Source organism: Brevundimonas pishanensis, assembly GCF_022750635.1.
In the GTDB taxonomy this organism is placed as follows: Bacteria; Pseudomonadota; Alphaproteobacteria; order Caulobacterales; family Caulobacteraceae; genus Brevundimonas; species Brevundimonas pishanensis.
This window is the reverse complement of the sequence record NZ_JAJKBG010000004.1, coordinates 316,793-335,007: the sequence shown is the minus strand read 5'-3', so window position 1 is coordinate 335,007 and position 18,215 is coordinate 316,793. Positions and strand designations below refer to the sequence as shown.

General features: G+C 63.2%; 14 protein-coding genes. 8 read left to right on the top strand and 6 right to left on the bottom strand.

The features are described from left to right. Positions 1 to 11: 11 nt before the first annotated feature. Together LOX95_RS10240 and LOX95_RS10235 are read right to left on the bottom strand one after the other, a co-directional pair. Positions 12 to 851, bottom strand: a complete 840-nt coding sequence (locus tag LOX95_RS10240) for a GNAT family N-acetyltransferase (protein ID WP_242914382.1) — start codon at positions 849 to 851, stop codon at positions 12 to 14. A gap of 280 nt (positions 852 to 1,131) precedes the next feature. Continuing rightward, a complete protein-coding gene (locus LOX95_RS10235) occupies positions 1,132 to 1,995 on the bottom strand; it encodes a LysR family transcriptional regulator (protein ID WP_242914381.1) in 864 nt (287 codons plus the stop codon). Between the two features lie 108 nt (positions 1,996 to 2,103). On the opposite strand from LOX95_RS10235, the gene LOX95_RS10230 reads away from it, so the two are divergent. From LOX95_RS10230 to LOX95_RS10195, 8 genes are all read left to right on the top strand, one after another. Continuing rightward, positions 2,104 to 3,267: an isovaleryl-CoA dehydrogenase gene (locus LOX95_RS10230; RefSeq protein WP_242914380.1), complete on the top strand. Its 1,164-nt coding sequence runs from the start codon at positions 2,104 to 2,106 to the stop codon at positions 3,265 to 3,267. Between the two features lie 34 nt (positions 3,268 to 3,301). Next, positions 3,302 to 4,879 (top strand): carboxyl transferase domain-containing protein, encoded by a 1,578-nt coding sequence (locus LOX95_RS10225; protein WP_242914400.1) that lies wholly within the window; start codon positions 3,302 to 3,304, stop codon positions 4,877 to 4,879. Positions 4,880 to 4,883: 4 nt separating this feature from the next. Then, positions 4,884 to 6,737 (top strand): acetyl/propionyl/methylcrotonyl-CoA carboxylase subunit alpha, encoded by a 1,854-nt coding sequence (locus LOX95_RS10220; protein WP_242914379.1) that lies wholly within the window; start codon positions 4,884 to 4,886, stop codon positions 6,735 to 6,737. Between the two features lie 211 nt (positions 6,738 to 6,948). Then, positions 6,949 to 7,476 (top strand): hypothetical protein, encoded by a 528-nt coding sequence (locus tag LOX95_RS10215; protein ID WP_242914378.1) that lies wholly within the window; start codon positions 6,949 to 6,951, stop codon positions 7,474 to 7,476. Between the two features lie 36 nt (positions 7,477 to 7,512). Beyond that, positions 7,513 to 8,202, top strand: a complete 690-nt coding sequence (locus LOX95_RS10210; protein ID WP_427846582.1) for an ABC transporter ATP-binding protein — start codon at positions 7,513 to 7,515, stop codon at positions 8,200 to 8,202. Between the two features lie 4 nt (positions 8,203 to 8,206). Next, complete coding sequence (locus LOX95_RS10205) at positions 8,207 to 9,376, top strand: ABC transporter permease (RefSeq protein ID WP_242914377.1); 1,170 nt, start codon at positions 8,207 to 8,209, stop codon at positions 9,374 to 9,376. Positions 9,377 to 9,425: 49 nt separating this feature from the next. After that, entirely contained in the window at positions 9,426 to 10,799 is a 1,374-nt protein-coding gene (locus LOX95_RS10200; protein WP_242914376.1) for a TolC family protein, read from the top strand. Beyond that, complete coding sequence (locus LOX95_RS10195; protein ID WP_242914375.1) at positions 10,775 to 12,046, top strand: efflux RND transporter periplasmic adaptor subunit; 1,272 nt, start codon at positions 10,775 to 10,777, stop codon at positions 12,044 to 12,046. Before LOX95_RS10200 ends, LOX95_RS10195 begins: the two co-directional genes overlap by 25 nt. On the opposite strand, the gene LOX95_RS10190 is transcribed toward LOX95_RS10195, so the two are convergent. The 4 genes from LOX95_RS10190 to LOX95_RS10175 are packed head-to-tail and all read right to left on the bottom strand — an operon-like array spanning position 12,035 to position 18,103. Then, positions 12,035 to 13,144 (bottom strand): P1 family peptidase, encoded by a 1,110-nt coding sequence (locus LOX95_RS10190; protein WP_242914374.1) that lies wholly within the window; start codon positions 13,142 to 13,144, stop codon positions 12,035 to 12,037. The two genes, LOX95_RS10195 and LOX95_RS10190, sit on opposite strands and share 12 nt — an antisense overlap. Next, positions 13,141 to 14,739 (bottom strand): dipeptide ABC transporter ATP-binding protein, encoded by a 1,599-nt coding sequence (locus LOX95_RS10185; RefSeq protein ID WP_242914373.1) that lies wholly within the window; start codon positions 14,737 to 14,739, stop codon positions 13,141 to 13,143. The genes LOX95_RS10190 and LOX95_RS10185 overlap by 4 nt, the downstream gene beginning before the upstream one ends. A gap of 2 nt (positions 14,740 to 14,741) precedes the next feature. Continuing rightward, complete coding sequence (locus LOX95_RS10180; protein ID WP_242914372.1) at positions 14,742 to 15,563, bottom strand: ABC transporter permease; 822 nt, start codon at positions 15,561 to 15,563, stop codon at positions 14,742 to 14,744. Beyond that, the gene (locus LOX95_RS10175) at positions 15,563 to 18,103 is read right to left on the bottom strand and encodes an ABC transporter substrate-binding protein (RefSeq protein ID WP_242914371.1); all 2,541 of its coding nucleotides are present in this window, start codon (positions 18,101 to 18,103) and stop codon (positions 15,563 to 15,565) included. The genes LOX95_RS10180 and LOX95_RS10175 overlap by 1 nt, the downstream gene beginning before the upstream one ends. Positions 18,104 to 18,215: the final 112 nt, after the last annotated feature.

Below are 18,215 nucleotides of genomic sequence, written 5' to 3'. Positions count from 1 at the left end.
GTTTGGCGGGATCAAGCCATGGCATAGTCACGTACCCGCCGGACTTCAGTGGGGAGATTGGCGAGGCGGACCATCTCCATGCGTTGAATGCGCGGGCTGGCACCGAAGCGCTTGAACGCTTTGGCGACAGGCGAGTTGGAAGGCTCGTCGCCCAGACTGATGCGGCGGCCACGGCTGCGGGCCGCCAGAGAAGACACCAGTCCTTCGGCTGACGATGCACACTCCGCCACCGCGTCAACCAAGTGGGTCAGGCCCGAGCGGTTTTGTTCAACCGCATAGGCAGCGATACCGTTCGGACCGCGCCAACCCAGAATGGTCAGGTGATCGCGTTCAACGGCGCGCATGACGCCCGGCAGTTCCCGCTGCCACGGTGCGGCGCTGACACCCACATGAAGTCTTTGATGCAGGGCGGGCAGGTCCTCCAGCGGCACCACCTCCAGTGGGTCCGCAGAGTTGCCCACGGCTGGACTGTTGAAGCTGTGGAGGCGACGGCGATCCACATAGCCCGAGTTCGCATACAGACGGCGGGCGCGGTTGGTGGTGATCACTTCCAGTCGGCTGTTGCGGATACCGCGTTGGTCAAACTCGCGCGTTTGCGAGCGGAGCATGGCAAGTCCGATCCCGCAGCGGCGATGCAAAGACGCTATGCCAAAGCCGCCGATCCAAGCTGTATCACCGTCGCTGCCTGCCAAGGAGAGCCCCACCGGCTGGTCGTCGGCGAGCGCGATTTGGGAGAGATCGAGGCAAATGCCGGACATGCGGATGAAGCGATCCAGTTCGTCCTCGGTGAAGGGCAGCGGCACGGGATAGTTGGAATAAACATCTCGCCACAGCAGCGTCAGTTTGCTCATCAGCAACGACGAGGCAGGCTGAAAGGCAAGGATGGGGCTTCTCACGGCGGGCTCCGTTCAATCAGGGGAAATATTCGATTGAGCGCGTCGGTATACTCCGACGATCACCGTTATATCCTAGTTGCAAACGGAACTAGGAAAAGTGAATTCGCTGTAACGGCCAAGCCATAATTATATGATTACGCTTAAGTAATGTTCTGTCAGGCGAAAGAAACACCAGCATACTGAACGCCTCGCGCTACTTGTGCGCACACATTGTCGTCCCGCAACCTCCATCGCGTCAGACGTCTTCGATCAAAGCGTTCAGACGGCTGTGCAACTGATTTATCGACGGAAAATCCGGGACGCTCCTTCCTGAGCGGATCAGGCCTATCGTGCGCTCGAAGTCATATCCGACAATGCCGATCTGGCGCATTTTAGGGGTCATCAACGACAGGGGGGCGGTCGTGATGCCCAACCCGGCCTCGACCATCCCAAGGCACAGGGCGTCGTTATCGGAGCGTAGGGCAAAGCGCGGACGAACTCCGGATCGGGTGAAGAAGCGGCTGGTATCCTGAAGCCTTTCGCAAGCGCGACGGGCAATCATGACTTCACCGGCCAATGCTTCGGGATGCACCACGCTGTCGGCCAGATGGTGCCCGTGGGCGGCCAGCATCACATAGGGTTCGGTGAAAAGTGTTCGGGAGAGCTCCGTATGGTCATCTGGTTTGAGAAGAGTGATCGCAGCATCAAGGCGTCCGCCGGACAGGCCGGTCCTCAGTTCGTGACCTGATCCTTCAACCAGTTCCAGATCGCAGTCCGACCGGAGCGTTTCGACGGCAATCTTGACCATCTCGGGGGCTAGGGTACGCAGGACACCCAGCCGCATAAGGCGAGAGCCTCCGCGCGCGGGGGCGTTCAGGCTCTCGGCGGCGCGAAAGCCCTGTTCCAATTGTCGGGCGATGGGAAGCAGCCGCGCTCCCGCCTCGGTCAGTCGCACGTGTTTTCGGTCGCGGATGAACAGCTTGGCCCCGACCGTCTTTTCCATCTCTGCGATGCCGACGGACAAGGTGGGCTGGGTGATGCGAACGCGCGCGGCGGCGGCGGTAAAGCTGCCGCTGTCGACAACAGCAAGGAATTGGCGAACGTGTGAGCGCTTCAGCATAGAAAATACCTATCTGAATCTTCACGAACTTTCCATTTATCGAAAGCTGAGCGGCGTCGTACCCTTCGCGCAACGAGGAAACGCATCCCAGAACAAGGACAAAGTCCAATGCGCGCTACGCCTGATTTCGATTTCCGTCTGACTGAATCCGCCAACATGATCCGCGAAAGCGCGGCCCGCTTTGCCGACGAGCAGATCGCGCCGCTGGCGGCCAAGGTGGACGCGGAGGACTGGTTCCCGCGCGACCTGTGGCCGGCCATGGGCGAGCTGGGCCTTCACGGCATCACGGTCGAGGAAGAGTGGGGCGGTCTGGGTCTTGGCTATCTGGACCATGTGATCGCGGTCGAAGAAGTCTCCCGCGCCTCGGCATCCGTGGGTCTGTCCTATGGGGCGCACTCCAACCTGTGTGTGAACCAGATCCGCCGCTGGGGCACCCAAGAGCAAAAAGACAAATACCTCCCCAAGCTGGTGTCGGGCGAGCACGTTGGCTCGTTGGCCATGTCGGAAGTGAACGCAGGCTCTGACGTTGTCAGTATGAAGCTGCGCGCCGAGAAGGTGGACGGCGGCTATCGCCTGAACGGCACGAAGTTCTGGATCACCAACTCGGCCTATGCCGACACTCTGGTGGTCTATGCCAAGACCGACATGGACGCAGGCAGCCGCGGCATCACCGCCTTCATCATCGAGAAGGACTTCGCCGGTTTCTCCATCGGTCAGAAGATCGACAAGATGGGCATGCGCGGCTCGCCGACGGCGGAGTTGGTGTTCGAGGATTGCTTCGTGCCGGAAGAGAACATCATGGGACCGCTGAACGGCGGCGTCGGTGTTCTGATGTCGGGTTTGGACTATGAGCGTGTGGTGCTGTCGGGCATCCAACTGGGCATCATGCAGGCCTGTCTGGATACCGTGATCCCTTATGTTCGCGAGCGCCAGCAGTTCGGCAAGGCGCTGGGCACCTTCCAGCTGATGCAGGCCAAGGTGGCGGACATGTATGTCGCCCTGCAGTCGGCGCGTGCCTACTCCTATGCCGTGGCGCGGGCCTGCGATGCGGGCCAGACCACCCGTTATGATGCTGCTGGCTGTGTGCTGCTGGCGTCCGAGAATGCCTTCCGCACGGCAGCCGAGGCTGTCCAGGCGCTGGGCGGTGCCGGTTACACCAAGGACTGGCCGGTCGAGCGTTATCTGCGCGATGCCAAGCTGATGGATATCGGCGCGGGCACCAATGAAATCCGTCGCATGCTGATCGGCCGCGAGCTGATCGGCGCACGCTGAGGATAGGCTTATGACGGCTCCTGTTCTGACCTCCATGGTCAATGTCGATAGCGCCGAGGCCAAGGCGCGGGCGGCGTTCAACCGCCAGCTTGCCGAAGAGCTTCGTGCCAAGGTCGCCAAGGCGGCGCTGGGCGGTGACGAAAAGTCCCGCGAGCGCCACGTGGCCCGCGAAAAGCTGTTGCCGCGCGAGCGGGTCGAGCGCCTGCTGGACCCCGGCTCGTCCTTCCTCGAGATCGGCCAACTGGTCGCCAACGGCCTCTATAATGACGAGGTGCCGGGTGCAGGCATGATCTGCGGTATTGGCCGTGTGTCGGGCCGTCAGGTCATGATCGTGTGCAACGATGCCACCGTTAAAGGCGGCACTTACTTCCCGATGACGGTGAAGAAGCACCTGCGCGCCCAAGAGATCGCGCTCGAGAACCATCTGCCGTGCGTCTATCTGGTCGATAGCGGTGGGGCGAACCTGCCCAATCAGGCCGAGGTCTTCCCGGACCGCGACCACTTTGGCCGCATCTTCTTCAATCAGGCCCAGATGTCCGCAAAGGGCATCGCCCAGATCGCCTGTGTGATGGGCAGCTGTACGGCAGGTGGGGCCTATGTTCCGGCCATGTCGGACGAGACTGTGATCGTGCGCGGCAAGGGGACCATCTTCCTTGCCGGCCCGCCGCTGGTTCAGGCCGCAACGGGCGAGGTCATCAGCGCCGAGGATCTCGGTGGTGCCGAGGTCCACGGTCGCAAGTCCGGCGTGGTCGACCACGTCGCCGACAATGACGAACACGCCCTGACCGTCGTGCGCGACATCGTCGCCACCTTGCCGCCGCCGGTGTTCGCCAATGTGAACCTGCAAGAGCCGGTTGAGCCGAAATATGCGGCCGAGGACCTCTATGCCATCGTGCCGGAGGACGTCCGTGCGCCCTACGATGTGCATGAGGTGATCGCGCGCATCGTGGATGCCTCAGAATTCCACGAGTTCAAATCGCTTTACGGCACCACGCTGGTTTGCGGCTTCGCTCACATCCACGGGATGCCGGTCGCTATTTTGGCTAACAACGGCGTGCTGTTCAGCGAAAGCGCCCAGAAGGGTGCGCACTTCATCGAACTGGCCTGCCAGCGCAAAATTCCGCTGCTGTTCCTTCAGAACATTTCCGGCTTCATGGTCGGCGGTAAGTACGAGTCTGAGGGCATCGCCAAGCATGGTGCCAAGCTGGTGACGGCAGTGGCTACGGCCAATGTGCCCAAGATCACCGTCCTGATCGGCGGCAGCTTTGGCGCGGGCAACTATGGCATGTGTGGCCGGGCCTATTCCCCGCGCTTCCTGTTCACCTGGCCCAACAGCCGCATCAGCGTGATGGGCGGCGAACAGGCGGCCAGCGTTCTGGCGACTGTGCACCGCGACGCCGCCAAATGGACGCCGGAAGAGGCGGAAGCCTTCAAGGCTCCGGTGCGCCAGAAATACGAGGACGAGGGCAATCCCTATTACGCTACGGCCCGCCTGTGGGACGACGGGGTGATCGACCCTGTGCAGACCCGCGACGTGCTGGGTCTGGCTCTGGAGGCCGCGCTACAGGCCCCGATTGCCGATCGTCCTTCCTTTGGCGTGTTCAGGATGTAATGCGATGATGAAATCTGTTCTGATCGCCAATCGTGGCGAAATCGCCTGCCGCGTCATCCGCACCGCCCGCCGTCTGGGTATCCGCACGGTGGCCGTCTATTCGGACGCTGATGCCGATGCGCTGCACATCCGCTTGGCCGACGAGGCTGTGCACATTGGCCCTGCGCCGACGCGCGAATCCTATCTGGTCGGTGACAAGATCATCACCGCCGCCAAACAGACTGGAGCCGAGGCCATCCACCCCGGTTATGGCTTCCTGTCCGAGAACGCCGAGTTTGCTCAGGCCGTTATGGATGCGGGCCTGATCTGGGTCGGGCCGCTGCCGAAATCCATCACGGCGATGGGTCTGAAGGATGCTGCCAAGAAGCTGATGGCCGATGCCGGCGTACCCGTCACGCCGGGCTATATGGGCGAAAATCAGGAACTCGATCACCTGAAGGCGGAAGCCGACAAGATCGGCTATCCGGTGCTCATCAAGGCCGTCGCCGGTGGTGGCGGCAAGGGAATGCGTCTGGTCGAACAGGCGGCGGATTTCCTTGACGCTCTGGCCTCGTGCAAGCGCGAGGCGGCGGCTTCGTTTGGCAATGACCATGTGCTGATCGAGAAATACATCCTGTCGCCCCGCCACATCGAGGTGCAGGTGTTCGGCGACAGCCACGGCAATGTCGTCCACCTGTTCGAGCGTGATTGTTCGCTACAACGCCGCCACCAGAAGGTGGTTGAAGAGGCTCCGGCCCCCGGCATGGACGAGGCGACCCGTGCTGAGCTTTGCGCCGCCGCCGTTCGTGCCGCCAAGGCCGTAGACTATCAGGGCGCTGGCACCATCGAGTTCATCGCCGATGGCTCGGAAGGCCTGCGCGCCGACCGCATCTGGTTCATGGAAATGAACACCCGCCTGCAGGTCGAGCACCCTGTGACCGAAGAGATCACGGGCGTTGATCTGGTGGAATGGCAACTGCGTGCCGCCTCGGGCGAGCCGCTGCCCAAGCGTCAGGACGAACTGTCGATCAACGGCTGGGCCATGGAGGTTCGCCTCTATGCCGAGGACCCGACTAAGGGCTTCCTGCCGTCGATTGGTCGTCTCGATGTGTTCGACTATCCGGACCATCTGGTGCGCGTCGATACCGGTGTGGAAGAGGGCGCGGAAATCAGCCCCCACTATGACCCGATGATCGCCAAGCTGATCGTCCACGGCGATACGCGCGAAGAGGCGATTGCCGACCTGCGCTTTGCGCTGGATGAAGGGGAGTGCGGCCCGCTTATCACCAACGCGGGTTTCCTCTATCGCGTGCTGGGCGACGAACAATTTGCCGCGGGCACGGTTGATACCGGCCTGATCGGTCGCAAGCTGGAAGAACTGACCACGCGACCCGAGCCGTCGGTCGAAGGTCTGGAAATGGCTGCCGCTGCGCTTATCGGCGGTGGTCGCGGACCGTGGGCGTCGTCTGCGGGTCTTCGTCTGAACGCACCCGGAAAACGCCAGATGCGTCTGGCCGATCAGTTCGGCCGCGATTTCACCGTTGAACTGGGCGAGCCTATGGACGGCCCGCCGCGTCGCGAGATCGCTCTGAACGAAGGCGGCGAGCGCTTGGTGCTGAAGCCGTGGCGTGCGGTCGGTGGTGCAGACGGTGGTGTCGGCTCTGGCTCCATCCTCGCCCCCATGCCGGGTAAGGTGATCGCGGTTGAAGTCGCTGCGGGCGAAACCGTCACCAAGGGCCAGAAGCTGCTGACGCTCGAAGCCATGAAGATGGAACACAGCCTGACCGCACCGTTCGACGGCGTGGTTCAGGAGGTGAACTGCACCGCTGGCGATCAGGTTCAGGTCGACGCCCTGCTGGCCAAAATCGACACCGAGTAACTTCGGTCCAGTTTTTGTGAATCAGGAGCCTCTCCGAGAGATTGGAGGGGCTCCTTTTTATGTGCATTCACAACCTAAAAGGGTAATCATTGTGCGGTGCAGCGGAGCAAGTGTCAGTTTTTACGGTGAATCATACCTGTTGACTCAACTGTAGATTGTGGAATCCTTTCATCGACCTCAATCAGAGGTTGTAAGTGGGAGGAAACATTCCATGAAACGCATCATCGCTTCGTTCGCAGCTATCGCTGCCATCGCTGTTGGCGCTCCGGCCTTTGCTGGCGACCAGAACTTCCAGCCGCACGGCACCTATCAGAACCTCGTCACGAACTCGCTGACGGGCCAGCTGAATGTCCGTCAGACTGTGAACCTGAACTGCAACGCCGACTTCCAGCTCTATTTCGAGAGCGACGGTAAGAAGGCCTGGCTGACCAGCGCCAGCCTCTCGGGTGGTACTCTCGGCCTGTGCGGCCTGGTCAGCTTCCCCGGTCTGGCTCATGAAGTGCAGATCGTCACCCCGGATGCCAGCAGCTCGGGCGTTGCCACCAAGATCCGCATCATCAATCTGACGGTGAACACCCTGACCAGCACCTGCCAAGGTACGGTCGAAGCGGACTGGGACGATGTGAACAAGATCGCCCTGTTCAACAACGTCGTGCTGCCGGGCGTCGGCAGTGCAGGCGACTGCTACATCAACGGCGACCTGCAAGCCGGTTCGGCTGTCACCATCAGCCGCACCTAAGGCACTGTGCCGCCGGATCCTGCCAGATCCGGCGGCATGAGTCTGACCATGTTGCGATTATCCGACGTCACACATGGCTATGGGCCGGCCCGGTCCAGAACGATGGTTCTGGATCGGGTTAGCCTGTCTATGTCCTCGGGTGAGATGTGGGCCTTAACTGGATCGTCGGGGTCCGGAAAAAGTACGCTATTGAACCTGATCGGTCTTTTGGACCGCGCACAGGAAGGCGAGATCGAGCTGGCGGGCCAGCGGGTTTCCGGTCTGGATGCCTACGAAGCGGCCAAGGTTCGTAACCGCCTCATCGGTTTCGTCTTCCAGTCATTCCATCTGCTTCCCCGTTTAACGGCATGGGAAAACGTCGCTCTGCCCTTGGTCCACCGCGCTGTTGGACGGCGGGAGCGGCGCGATGCCGCGATGGCCCAACTCGAACGCGTGGGGCTGGCCGATCGCATTCACCACCGACCGGACGAACTCTCAGGTGGCCAGCGACAGCGCGTGGCGATCGCCCGCGCTCTGATCACCCAGCCGCGCCTTCTGCTGGCCGACGAGCCGACCGGTAATCTGGACAGCGAGAGTGGAGGCCGGGTGATGGAGTTGTTGCGCGACATAAACCTTCGCAACGGCGTCTCGATATTGATGGTGACGCACGACGAGAATTTGGCCGGTACCTGCGACCACCGTGTGGTCATGCGCGACGGGCGCATCGTTTCCAGCGTGGAGCGGTAAGCTAATGGCGCGCATAGGGGGAGGGGTTTGGATCGAGCTAACCCGCGAGGCGATTTCCAGCCTGCGCGCGCAGGGGCGGCGCTCTTTGCTGGCCCTGCTGGGTGTGATGATCGGATCGGCCTCTATCGTGGCTCTGATGAGCTTTTCACACATCGCCCGCTCCGAGGTGATGGCGCGGTTCCAGCAGGTCGGCGTCGACACCGTTCAAATCAGCCCTGAAAACGCAGCTCAGGATTGGTTGTCTTCCGAAACGCTCGACGCGGTGGTGAGGGCCGATCCGCGTGTTCTCGCCTCCGCGCCAATGGCCGTGGGCCGCTCCACCTTGCGTATCGCGGGTCAGACAATGTCAGTCTCTGTGGCTGCGGTGTCGGTCGACGCTCTGGAGATGTTGAAGCTGCACGCCGAGCGCGGTCGGGACCTGTCGTCCGTCGATGGCTGTAACGGGGCCACCGTTTTGGGCGCACGCGCCGCGAAAGAGACAAGGGCCAAGGTGGGCGATCTGGCCTTTATCGACGGATATGGCTTCAACGTCGTTGGCATTTTGCCGCCTGTATCCACTCAGGCCTTGAACCCAGTGTCTCCGGACGAGGCTGCGCTGATCGGCCTGTCATGCGCTCGCCGGGTGATGACCCGTACGGGTTTCAGCCATGCCCTGGTGAAGGTGAATGCAGATACGGATCCGTCAGACTGGGCCGTCGGCCTTCAGCGCCAGATGCTGTCACGCGGTCAGGCCATTAAGGCACTGACTCCCAAGGAAATGATCGCTGCGATGAAAAGCCAGATGAACCTGATGTCGGCCATTTTGGTCGCCATTGGTTCGGTGTCGCTGTTGGTCGGCGGGGTAGGCGTGATGAATGTCATGCTGATGTCGGTCATGGAGCGTCGTCGCGAGATCGGACTGAGGGCCGCCATAGGGGCGACGCCGTCCGAGATCGTTTTCATCTTCATCGTCGAAGCCGTGGCCCTGTCTGTGGGCGGGGGTCTCCTAGGCGCTCTGGCGGGGGTTGGGTTGACGGCGCTGGGGTGTTTGGTTCTTCCCATCAGCTTTGCGTTCGATCCGATGGTTCTGGTTTGGGGGACGGGTATCGCAGGCGCGGTGGGGCTTGTTTTCGGCATCCATCCGGCGGTTTCGGCTTCGCGAATACTTCCTGTGGAGGCGTTGCGTGCGGATTAGTGTGTTGGCGCTGTTGTTTGCGGGGGTGGCGTTGTGTTGCCCGCCTCATGTGTACGCTCAACCTGTGCCGCCCGACGTCTCGGCGCGGGCAGGGGCGACGCTGGATCTGACGCTGGAAGAGGCAGTCGCGCTGGGTCTGCGTGACAATAGGGATCTGCGTTCGTTACGGATGATGCGCGTAATCGACCGCTTCGATCTGTTCCTCGCCCACCGGTCTTACTGGCCGAGCGGCGGCGTGGCGGTCTCGGCTGTGCAGCGCAAGACAGACGGCAGACCCGTGACCGGAGAACTGAGCATCTCGCCCAGCGTTAACTGGACCAGTCCGGTCGGCACCTCCGTTTCGATGGGGTGGAGCCGGTACGAACCTCTGGACGGGAGCGGCGCGGCTAGCACGGGCTTTTCCCTGAATGCCAGACAGCCACTGTTGCGCGGTGCCGGATGGGACGTGAACACGGCCCCCTTGCGACAGGCCCACATCGGGGCCGAACTGGCCCAGCTTCAGGAAGAGACCGCCGTCGTCGATTTGATCGACCAGATCACCTATGCGTATCGCAATCTTATCCAGACGCAGGAGCGGCTTGAGCTGTCGCGAATGGCGCTGGAGCGCAGTCGCCAGCTTCTGGAGGTCAACCAGTTCCTGATCGACGCTGGAAGGATGGCGGCGGCCGACATTGTCCAGACCCAGTCCGACGTCGCCAATCAAGAGGTAAGCTTGTTGGAGACGGAGCGGGCGCTTACGGCATCGCGGGCCCAACTGCTGACCTTGTTGGCGCTTGATCCCAACACGCCGATCCGCGCCATCGATGCGGTTGAAGTCGAGGCGCTGGATATCGATCCAGATGCGGCAGTGCGTACAGCCATGGCGAACCGCCGCGATATCCGCGCGCAGCAGTTAGGTCTGGAGCAGGTCGAGATGGGCGAGCGGCTGGCCCGCAATGGACGGCTTTGGGATGTCTCGGTGGTCGCTGGGTTTGATCGCTTTACGACCGACGGTATTGCTGGCGACCTGTCATCCCACTCTGTCGGTATCCAGTTGAATGTGCCGATCGGCGACTTTTCGGGGCGACGCAACGTCATGGCTGCAAAGGCGCAGGTCCATAGCGCGCGCCTTCGCTACGAGGGGAATCTGGAGCGTATCGAGCGCTCTGTCCGCGATGCGGTAGCAGAGGTGGGGTCGCGCTGGCGTCAGTTGGAGGCGGCCTTGCGCGCCAAGGAGTTGGCCGCGCGGAGCCTTGAACTTCACAACGAGCGGCTGCAGGCCGGGCGGGCCAGCAATTTCGAGGTGCTATCCCTTCAATCCACCCTGCGCAGTGCGGATGCACAGGCTCTGTCTGCCCGCATCGCCTATGCGAACGCGATTACCGCCTTGGATCAACAGTTAGGTAGGACGCTGGAAACATGGCAAATTTCCTTGGAACACTAAGGCGTCGCCCCAAGTGGTTGTTAGCAGTCGCCGCGGCATTGTTGGTGGGCCTGATGCTGCTGGCGTTCAGCCGCTCCGACGACAAGGCGGCGGTTGACGGGCCGATGGCGACCTATCGCGTCGTCGACGAACCCTTTGTGATCCAGCAGTCCTTTTCCGGCCGGATCGCCCCAGGCGAGCAGGTCGAAGTCTTGTCGCCGACCGACGCCACCGTCTTGGAGATAGGCTTTAACTTTGGGGATCGCGTCGATGCGGGGCAGGTCTTGTTCCGGCTGAACCCCACCGATGTGTGGCGCAAGGGTGCCGAAGCGCAGATTGCCTATTTGCAGGCCCAGGACACCGCGCAGAAAATGGCGAGTTGGTCCAGCGGGCCCGAGGTTCGTCGGGCCGAGCGCGGGGTAGAGGCTGCCCGCCAACTGCTGGAAGATGCCAACAGCCGTCGTGATGAAGGGGCGCGCCTGTTTGCGCGGGGGCTCATTGCCCGCACCGAGATGGAAAGTCTGGAAAGCGCCCTCCGACAAGCGATGCAGGGCGTGACAGTGGCTGAAGAGGAACTGGACGCCACCCGCGCGCGCGGAGTGGGTGTAGAGCGGCGTGTGACCCAAATCCAGAGCGGGCTGGCGGCGACCCGACTGCAGGAGGCAACCGCCGGTGCAGGTGCGATTATCACGGCTCCCCGTTCAGGCGTGATGGTGCGCGTTCAGTCCGGTGGCATGGGGCAGGACAACGGACCCAAGGTCGGCGGCAAGCTGAACACCGGTCAGAGTTTGGGCGTGATCGCCGCGCTGGATGGTTTGGATGTCCTGTTCAAGATCGACGAAGCCGATCTGGCTTTGCTGGCGATAGGCACGCCTGCCACGGTCACGGGGCCTGGATTTACGGGCCGTACTTTGCCGGGACGTTTGATCGGCGTTGCGGGCGAGGCTGACAGCGCATCCTCGGATAAGACCCAGTTTGCGGCGCGTGTCCGCCTTGAAGGCTTGTCGCCCGAGGACGCGGCGCTGGTGCGCATCGGTATGACCGCAAGTGTCAGTCTGAAGCTTTATGAAAAGCCCAAGGCCATATCAGTGCCTGTCGCCGCCTTGGTGAACGGCGGGCCTCAGGTGCAGTTGCGCAAAGGCGATGGCAAGGTCGAGACGCGTCAAATCACATTGGGCCGTGTTGGGCCCGATCGGGCAGAAGTTCTTTCGGGATTACAGGTCGGGGACACGGTCATCTGGCCCCTTGGCGTACCGTCAGCCCGGTGATTTCCAAGTGCCCGTCGCGCTGCCGTCATAGGCGGTGGCTTCATAGACGCCGCGGGCGATGGCGCGGGCCAGCACGTCGGCGGCGATATTGCCGAGGCGACTGACAGCGATGTTGCGCTGGGCCGGATCGTCGATGGTGATCTTGCCTGTGGACAGGACAAAGACCGTATCGCCATCGAACGGCGCATGGGCGGGGCGAATGGCGCGGGACAGGCCGTCCTGCGCCATGATGGCAAGGCGTTGGCACTCCACGCGGCTGAGCGCGACGTCGGTGGCTACGCAGGCGATGGTGGTGTTCTCGCGCGGGCGCGGATTGAATTTGGCGCTACCCCAGTCCTCGTGCGCGGCGGACAGGTCGGCGGTGCCGAGGGCGCCGAACTCGCCGTCAATCTCGAAAGGCGCGGCCCAGAACTGTTTGCTGTCCGGCGCGATGACCGAGCCGACGCTGTTGACCGCGGCGATGGCCCCGACGGTCCAGCCATCAGAGGTTACAGCAGAGGCCGAGCCGATGCCGCCCTTCAGTCCACCCGCCTGTGCGCCGTAGCCTGCGCCTGCGGTGCCGAGGGCGAAAGCATCACCTGCGCCCTCCAGTGCTTCAACGGCCAATTGGCGATAGGGCGGGTCCATGCCCCACTGTTTGTCGCCGCCATTGGCGAGGTCATAGAGGCAGGCGGCGGGCACGATGGGCGAGGGTGGCACGCCCGCTCCTCCGCCCATGCCATAGCCACGACCGCGCATACCCATCCATGCGGCAATGCCGTCCGCCGAGGCAAGGCCGTAAACCGAGCCACCCGACAGGACGATGGCATCCACCTCCTGCACCAGATTTTCGGCTTTCAGTACATCTGTTTCGCGGCCCGCGGGGCCACCGCCGCGCACATCGACGGCGGCGACGGCGGGCTTTTCGCACAGGATGACGGTCACGCCGGTGCGGGCGTTCGCGTCCTGTGCCTGACCGATCTTGATGCCCGCCACATCGGTAATCAGGTTGCGCGGGCCGGTCTTGCCCTTGGGCTTCGCGGCTTTTGCGGAGGCAGTGCTGGCGGTCGCGGCAGCGGCTCCGATCAGGGCGCTGCCGAGGACAGTGCGGCGGTTCATGCGGTCGGCTCCGTAATCAGGCGCGGCGTTGCGGCGACCAGCCTTTGTGTGGCGGGATGAGCGGGATGTGCAAGAACTGTTTCGCTCGGGCCTTGCTCGACGATCTTGCCCGCCTCCATGACGACGACCCGTTCGGTCAGGCGGCGCACGACCTCCAGATCGTGGCTGACGAACAGCAGGGCGATATCGAGCCGCGCCGACAGATCGGCTAGCAGGTCGAGGATGCGGGCACGAACCGTAACGTCGAGCGCGGATACCGCTTCGTCCATGACGATCAGATCGGGCTGGGTGATGATGGCGCGGGCCAGTGCGACGCGCTGTTTCTGGCCGCCCGACATCTGGTGCGGCAGGCGGGTGGCAAAGGTGGCGGGCAGGCCGATCTGTTCCAGAGCCTCGGTAATGCGGGCGTTGGCTTCGGTCGGGCTGAGCGGTGTTTCCAGCAGGTGCAGTGGCTCGGCCAGAGAGCGGGCCACGGTCCAGCGCGGATCAAGGCTGGCCCCCGGATCTTGAAACACGGGCTGCACGCGGCGGCGCATGGCCTTCTTTTGGGCGGTGGGGGCGGTGGCCCAGTTCTGACTGTTCAGCAGAACCTGTCCGCCTTGTATTGGCTCCAGCCCGATCAGGGCGCGCAGCAGGGTGGACTTGCCACAGCCGCTTTCGCCGATCAGGCCGACGCGTTCGCCCTTCCGGATGCTCAAGGTTACGCCATCGACGGCGCGAACGGACGGGGATTTTGCGAACAGACGACGCGGGCCGTCATAGAGGCGGGTAACGTCGATGGCCTCGGCGACGACGAGCACATCGGTGGGTGTGCTTGGCCCATGATCCGGCGCATGGACGGCGTCGCGGATCAGTCCTTGGCCGTATTCGCTGGCGAAGGCACGGGGCAGGTTGTGAGCGGGGACCGTCTCGACCCACTGGCCACCACGGATCAGCACCACGCGGTCGGCGCGTTCTTGTGCCACGGCCAGATCGTGCAGGATCAGCAGCAGACCCATGCCACGCTCGCGCGCCATGCCGCACAGCAGGTCCAGCACCTTGGCCTGATTGACGGGATCGAGCGCGCTGGTGGCCTCGTCGGCGATCAGCAGGCGCGGCTTTAGCGCGGTTGCCATGGCGATGGCGACGCGCTGGCGCTGGCCACCCGATAGCTGGTGCGGATAGAGGCTGAGGCCGAAACGCGGGGCGGGTAGACCTGCCGCATCCAATGCCTTGCGGGCGGCGGCGAGGCCATCCTTGCGCGAGCAGCCGGTGTGGATGCGTACCGTCTCGGCCACCTGATTGCCGATGGTCATAACGGGGTTCAGCGCCGTCAGCGGCTCCTGGAACACCATGCCGATCTTGGCACCGCGCACCTTCTGCATGGCGGTGTCGGACAGCGGGATCAGGTCCTGGTCGTCCAGCAGGATTTGGCCGGAACGTTCGGCTCCATCAGGCTGTAACCCGAGGATACTCATGGCCGTCAGCGACTTGCCCGAGCCGCTTTCGCCAACGAGGGCGACGACCTCGCCCGCATCAACCGACAGGCTGATGTCTTGCAGCAGAGCCGTGCCATCCAGCGTCAGCGACAGGTTGCGGATATCCAGAAGCGGCATCCTCACACCTCCCGCTTCAGGCGCGGATCAAGGCGGTCGCGCAAACCGTCGCCCGTCAGGCTGAGTGCCAGTACGGTGACGAATATGGCAAGGCCGGGGAAGATGGCCAGCCACGGCGCGGTGCCGATCAGGGTCTGGCTCTCGGCCAGCATGCGGCCCCAGCTGGGAGCGGGTGGCTGTGCGGCAAGGCCGAGGTAGGAGAGGCCCGCCTCAGCGGCGACGCCGACCGAGAACTGCACGGCGGCTTGCACCGCGAGCAGGCCGAGCAGATGCGGCAGAATATGCTGGATGGAGATGGCGACGGTGCCACGTCCGGCGGCTCGCGAGGCGGTGACATAGTCGCGCTGCCATAGGCCACGGCCCGCGCCGCGCACCACGCGCATGAAGACGGGGATGTTGAACACTCCCAGCGCAAGAGCGGCGTTGAAGGCGCTTGGTCCTGTCGCGGCGGCCAGCATGACGGCGGTCAGCAGGGACGGGAAGGCAAAGATCAAGTCTCCGCCACGCATGACGACATCGTCGCGCCAGCCGGAACGGCCTGCGGCCCAGAGGCCCAGCGGCACGCCGAGGAACAGGCCCAGCGCGACGGCGCTGCCCGCGACCCACAGGCTATTGGCGGCGGCGGCCATGACGAGCGAGAGCACATCGCGACCCAATGCATCCGTGCCAAACGGATGAGCGAGGGAGGGCGCGAGCAAGCGCTGCGAAAGGTCCTGTGCCAGTGGATCGGCAGGCGTCCAGATCAGCGCCAGCAGGGTAATCGCGCAGACGGTCAGCGTCAGGCCAAGGCCGATTTTCAAAGATAAGGGACGGAGGCGAGCCATTATGAGCGGCCTCCGCTGCGTTGGCGCGGGTCGGCGACGGCATAGGCGATGTCCACGATCAGGCTGACCAGAACGACTACGGCCACCAGAACCATCACCACGCCCTGGACCACGATCAGGTCACGCTGGCTGACGGCTTGGAAGGCCAGTCGGCCAAGGCCTGGCAGGGAAAAGACGTTTTCGATCACCACGCCGCCCGCCAGAAGGAAGGGCGCTTGCAGACCCAGCACCGTCAGCACCGGAATCCACGCATTGGGCAGGGCATGGCGCATCAGGGCGGCATTGCGCGACAGGCCCTTGGCGCGGGCGGTGCGGACGTAGTCGTCGTTCATGGTGTCGAGCAGGGCCGTGCGCAGCACGCGCGCCAGAATGGCCGCTTGCGGGGCGGCCAGAGCGAGGGCGGGCAGGATGAGCGAGGTCCAGCCGCTATACCCGCCCGCCGGAAACCAGCCTAGGGTGACGGCAAAGAGCAGGATGAGCAGCAGGCCCAGCCAGAAGTTCGGGATGGCAATGCCGGTTTGCATCACCGCGATCAGCCCACCGTCCAGCAGCTTTCCGCGATGGCGGGCGGCCAGCACACCGATGGGAATGGCAACCACCACCGACAGGACCAGCGCCGCGATGGCCAGCGGAAGCGACACGGCGAGCCGCTCGGCAATCAGGTCGCTGACGGGAGTTTGATAGGTGTAGCTGGTGCCGAAATCACCGCCCAAGAGGCCGCCGATCCACGCGAAGTAACGCACGACCACGCCGCCATCGAGGCCCAGTTGCTCGCGGAGGGTGGCGATGGCTTCGGGGCTGGCGTTTAAGCCCATCATATATGCGGCAGGGTCACCGGGCAGAACTTGCAGAAGACCGAAGATGACCACCGAAGCGGCCAGCAATGTCAGGGCATGTCCGAACAATTTCTTGGCCGTCCAAGCTGCACCCAGCCGATAGGTGGAGAATGCGAGCAGGGCGATAAGCGCGGCAAAGCCTAACCAGCCCCACGGCAGGCGATTACTGGCACTCGTAGAAGCGGCCGAACTCGCACCATCCAGCCACACGCCCGTCATGTCATTGGCGGCGATGGGCGCGTTTATCCACAGGCCGTGGACGCCCGTCTTGGCGACGCTGACGCGCGAGGACTGGAACAGGAACACATTGACGGCATCGTCGGCGATCAGCCGTTGCAGATCACCCAGACGAGCACTTCGCGTGGCCTCGTCCGTTGCTGCGTTCACCTGTGCCAGTAGGGCGTCGAACGCCGCGCTGTCATAGCCGAAATAGTAGTCCTTGCGGCCATAGATGTCATAGTCCATCGGCTCGACGTGCTCGACGATGGTCAGGTCGAACTGCTTGCGGCCGAATACCTGATCGAGCCACTGCGCCCACTCAAGTGTCTCGACTTTGACGCGCACACCGACCTGCGCCAACTGGCTGACCAGAACCTCGGCGCTGCGGGTGGCATAAGGGCGCGGCGGGATACGCAGGGTCACATCCAGCCCGTTCGGATAGCCTGCATCAGTGAGCAGTTGGCGGGCTTTTTCCACATCGTGTGGATAAACGGCGGTCAGGTCGACATAGCCGTCGGCTTGTCGCGAATAATGGCTGCCGATCGGCTGGCCGAAACCGAACATGGCCCCGTCGATGATGTTTTGGTGGTCGATGGCATAGGACAGGGCGCGGCGCACGCGGATGTCGTTGAACGGCGCGCGGGCGTTGTTCATCGCCATGATGACCTTGCCCTCGGACAGCCCTTGTGTGACGCGCAGCGCCGGATTGCGCTTCAGTTCGCCCACAGTCTCTGGTGCCGGATAGTTAGGGAAGGCATCCACATCGCCTGCGCGAATGGCTGCAAACGCAGCAGCGGGATCACCGATAAAGCGAAACACCACACGGTCGGTGCGCGGGGCGCGGCCCCAGTAGTCTTCGCGGCGGGCCAGCTCCAACTCGCCCCCACGCTGCCAGCGGGCAAGGCGATAGGGGCCGGTGCCGACAGGGGCGGTGCCGTTGGTGGCTGCGCTGGCGGGTGACACCATAGCCGCATCGCCCCAAGCCAGCAGATAGGGCAGGTTGGCCATCGGTCGCGACAGGTGGATGGTGACGGTGTGGTCATCCACCACATCCACGGCGTGGATAGGCGCAAACAGGGCCTTCTGCGCATTGGTCGAACCGTCGGCCACGATGCACATAAGCGAGAAGCGCACGGTGGCGGCGTTGAAAGGGCTACCGTCGCTAAACTTCACATCGGGGTGCAGGCGGAAGGTCCATGACAGGCCGTCAGGCGACGCACTCCAGCTTTCCGCCAACGCAGGCGCAACCGTGCCATTGGGCGTCAGGCGCGTTAGCCCCTCGAACACATTGGCATAGACGATCTCGTCCACCGCCGCCGCCGCCCCCGTCGTCGGGTCCAGATGCGGCGGCTCCAGCGGCACGCCGACGACGATCCGGCTCTGGGGCGCGTCGGCTACGGCCACAGGCGCGACCATCAAGGCCAGCACCGCCACCAATGCTTTGGCCACACGCACCACGCCAGATTTTGCATTGAAAAATGCCAAGCGGACCTTACTGGACTGATTAGTCGTGTAAATTTTGGAAGTGTACGCCCTATTTAGCGCGTGTAGGATACCCTTCTTTGCATCGATTGAAAGAATGTTAATGGAAGTATAA

Bases quoted from the DNA above. Each gene is read 5' to 3' on its own strand.
- LOX95_RS10240 (WP_242914382.1), bottom strand. From the start codon at position 851: ATGAGCAAACTGACGCTGCTGTGGCGAGATGTTTATTCCAACTATCCC.
- LOX95_RS10210 (WP_427846582.1), top strand. From the start codon at position 7,513: ATGAGTCTGACCATGTTGCGATTATCCGACGTCACACATGGCTATGGG.
- LOX95_RS10195 (WP_242914375.1), top strand. From the start codon at position 10,775: ATGGCAAATTTCCTTGGAACACTAAGGCGTCGCCCCAAGTGGTTGTTA.
- LOX95_RS10225 (WP_242914400.1), top strand. From the start codon at position 3,302: ATGGTCAATGTCGATAGCGCCGAGGCCAAGGCGCGGGCGGCGTTCAAC.
- LOX95_RS10185 (WP_242914373.1), bottom strand. From the start codon at position 14,739: ATGCCGCTTCTGGATATCCGCAACCTGTCGCTGACGCTGGATGGCACG.
- LOX95_RS10220 (WP_242914379.1), top strand. From the start codon at position 4,884: ATGATGAAATCTGTTCTGATCGCCAATCGTGGCGAAATCGCCTGCCGC.
- LOX95_RS10230 (WP_242914380.1), top strand. From the start codon at position 2,104: ATGCGCGCTACGCCTGATTTCGATTTCCGTCTGACTGAATCCGCCAAC.
- LOX95_RS10180 (WP_242914372.1), bottom strand. From the start codon at position 15,563: ATGGCTCGCCTCCGTCCCTTATCTTTGAAAATCGGCCTTGGCCTGACG.
- LOX95_RS10235 (WP_242914381.1), bottom strand. From the start codon at position 1,995: ATGCTGAAGCGCTCACACGTTCGCCAATTCCTTGCTGTTGTCGACAGC.
- LOX95_RS10190 (WP_242914374.1), bottom strand. From the start codon at position 13,144: ATGAACCGCCGCACTGTCCTCGGCAGCGCCCTGATCGGAGCCGCTGCC.
- LOX95_RS10205 (WP_242914377.1), top strand. From the start codon at position 8,207: ATGGCGCGCATAGGGGGAGGGGTTTGGATCGAGCTAACCCGCGAGGCG.
- LOX95_RS10215 (WP_242914378.1), top strand. From the start codon at position 6,949: ATGAAACGCATCATCGCTTCGTTCGCAGCTATCGCTGCCATCGCTGTT.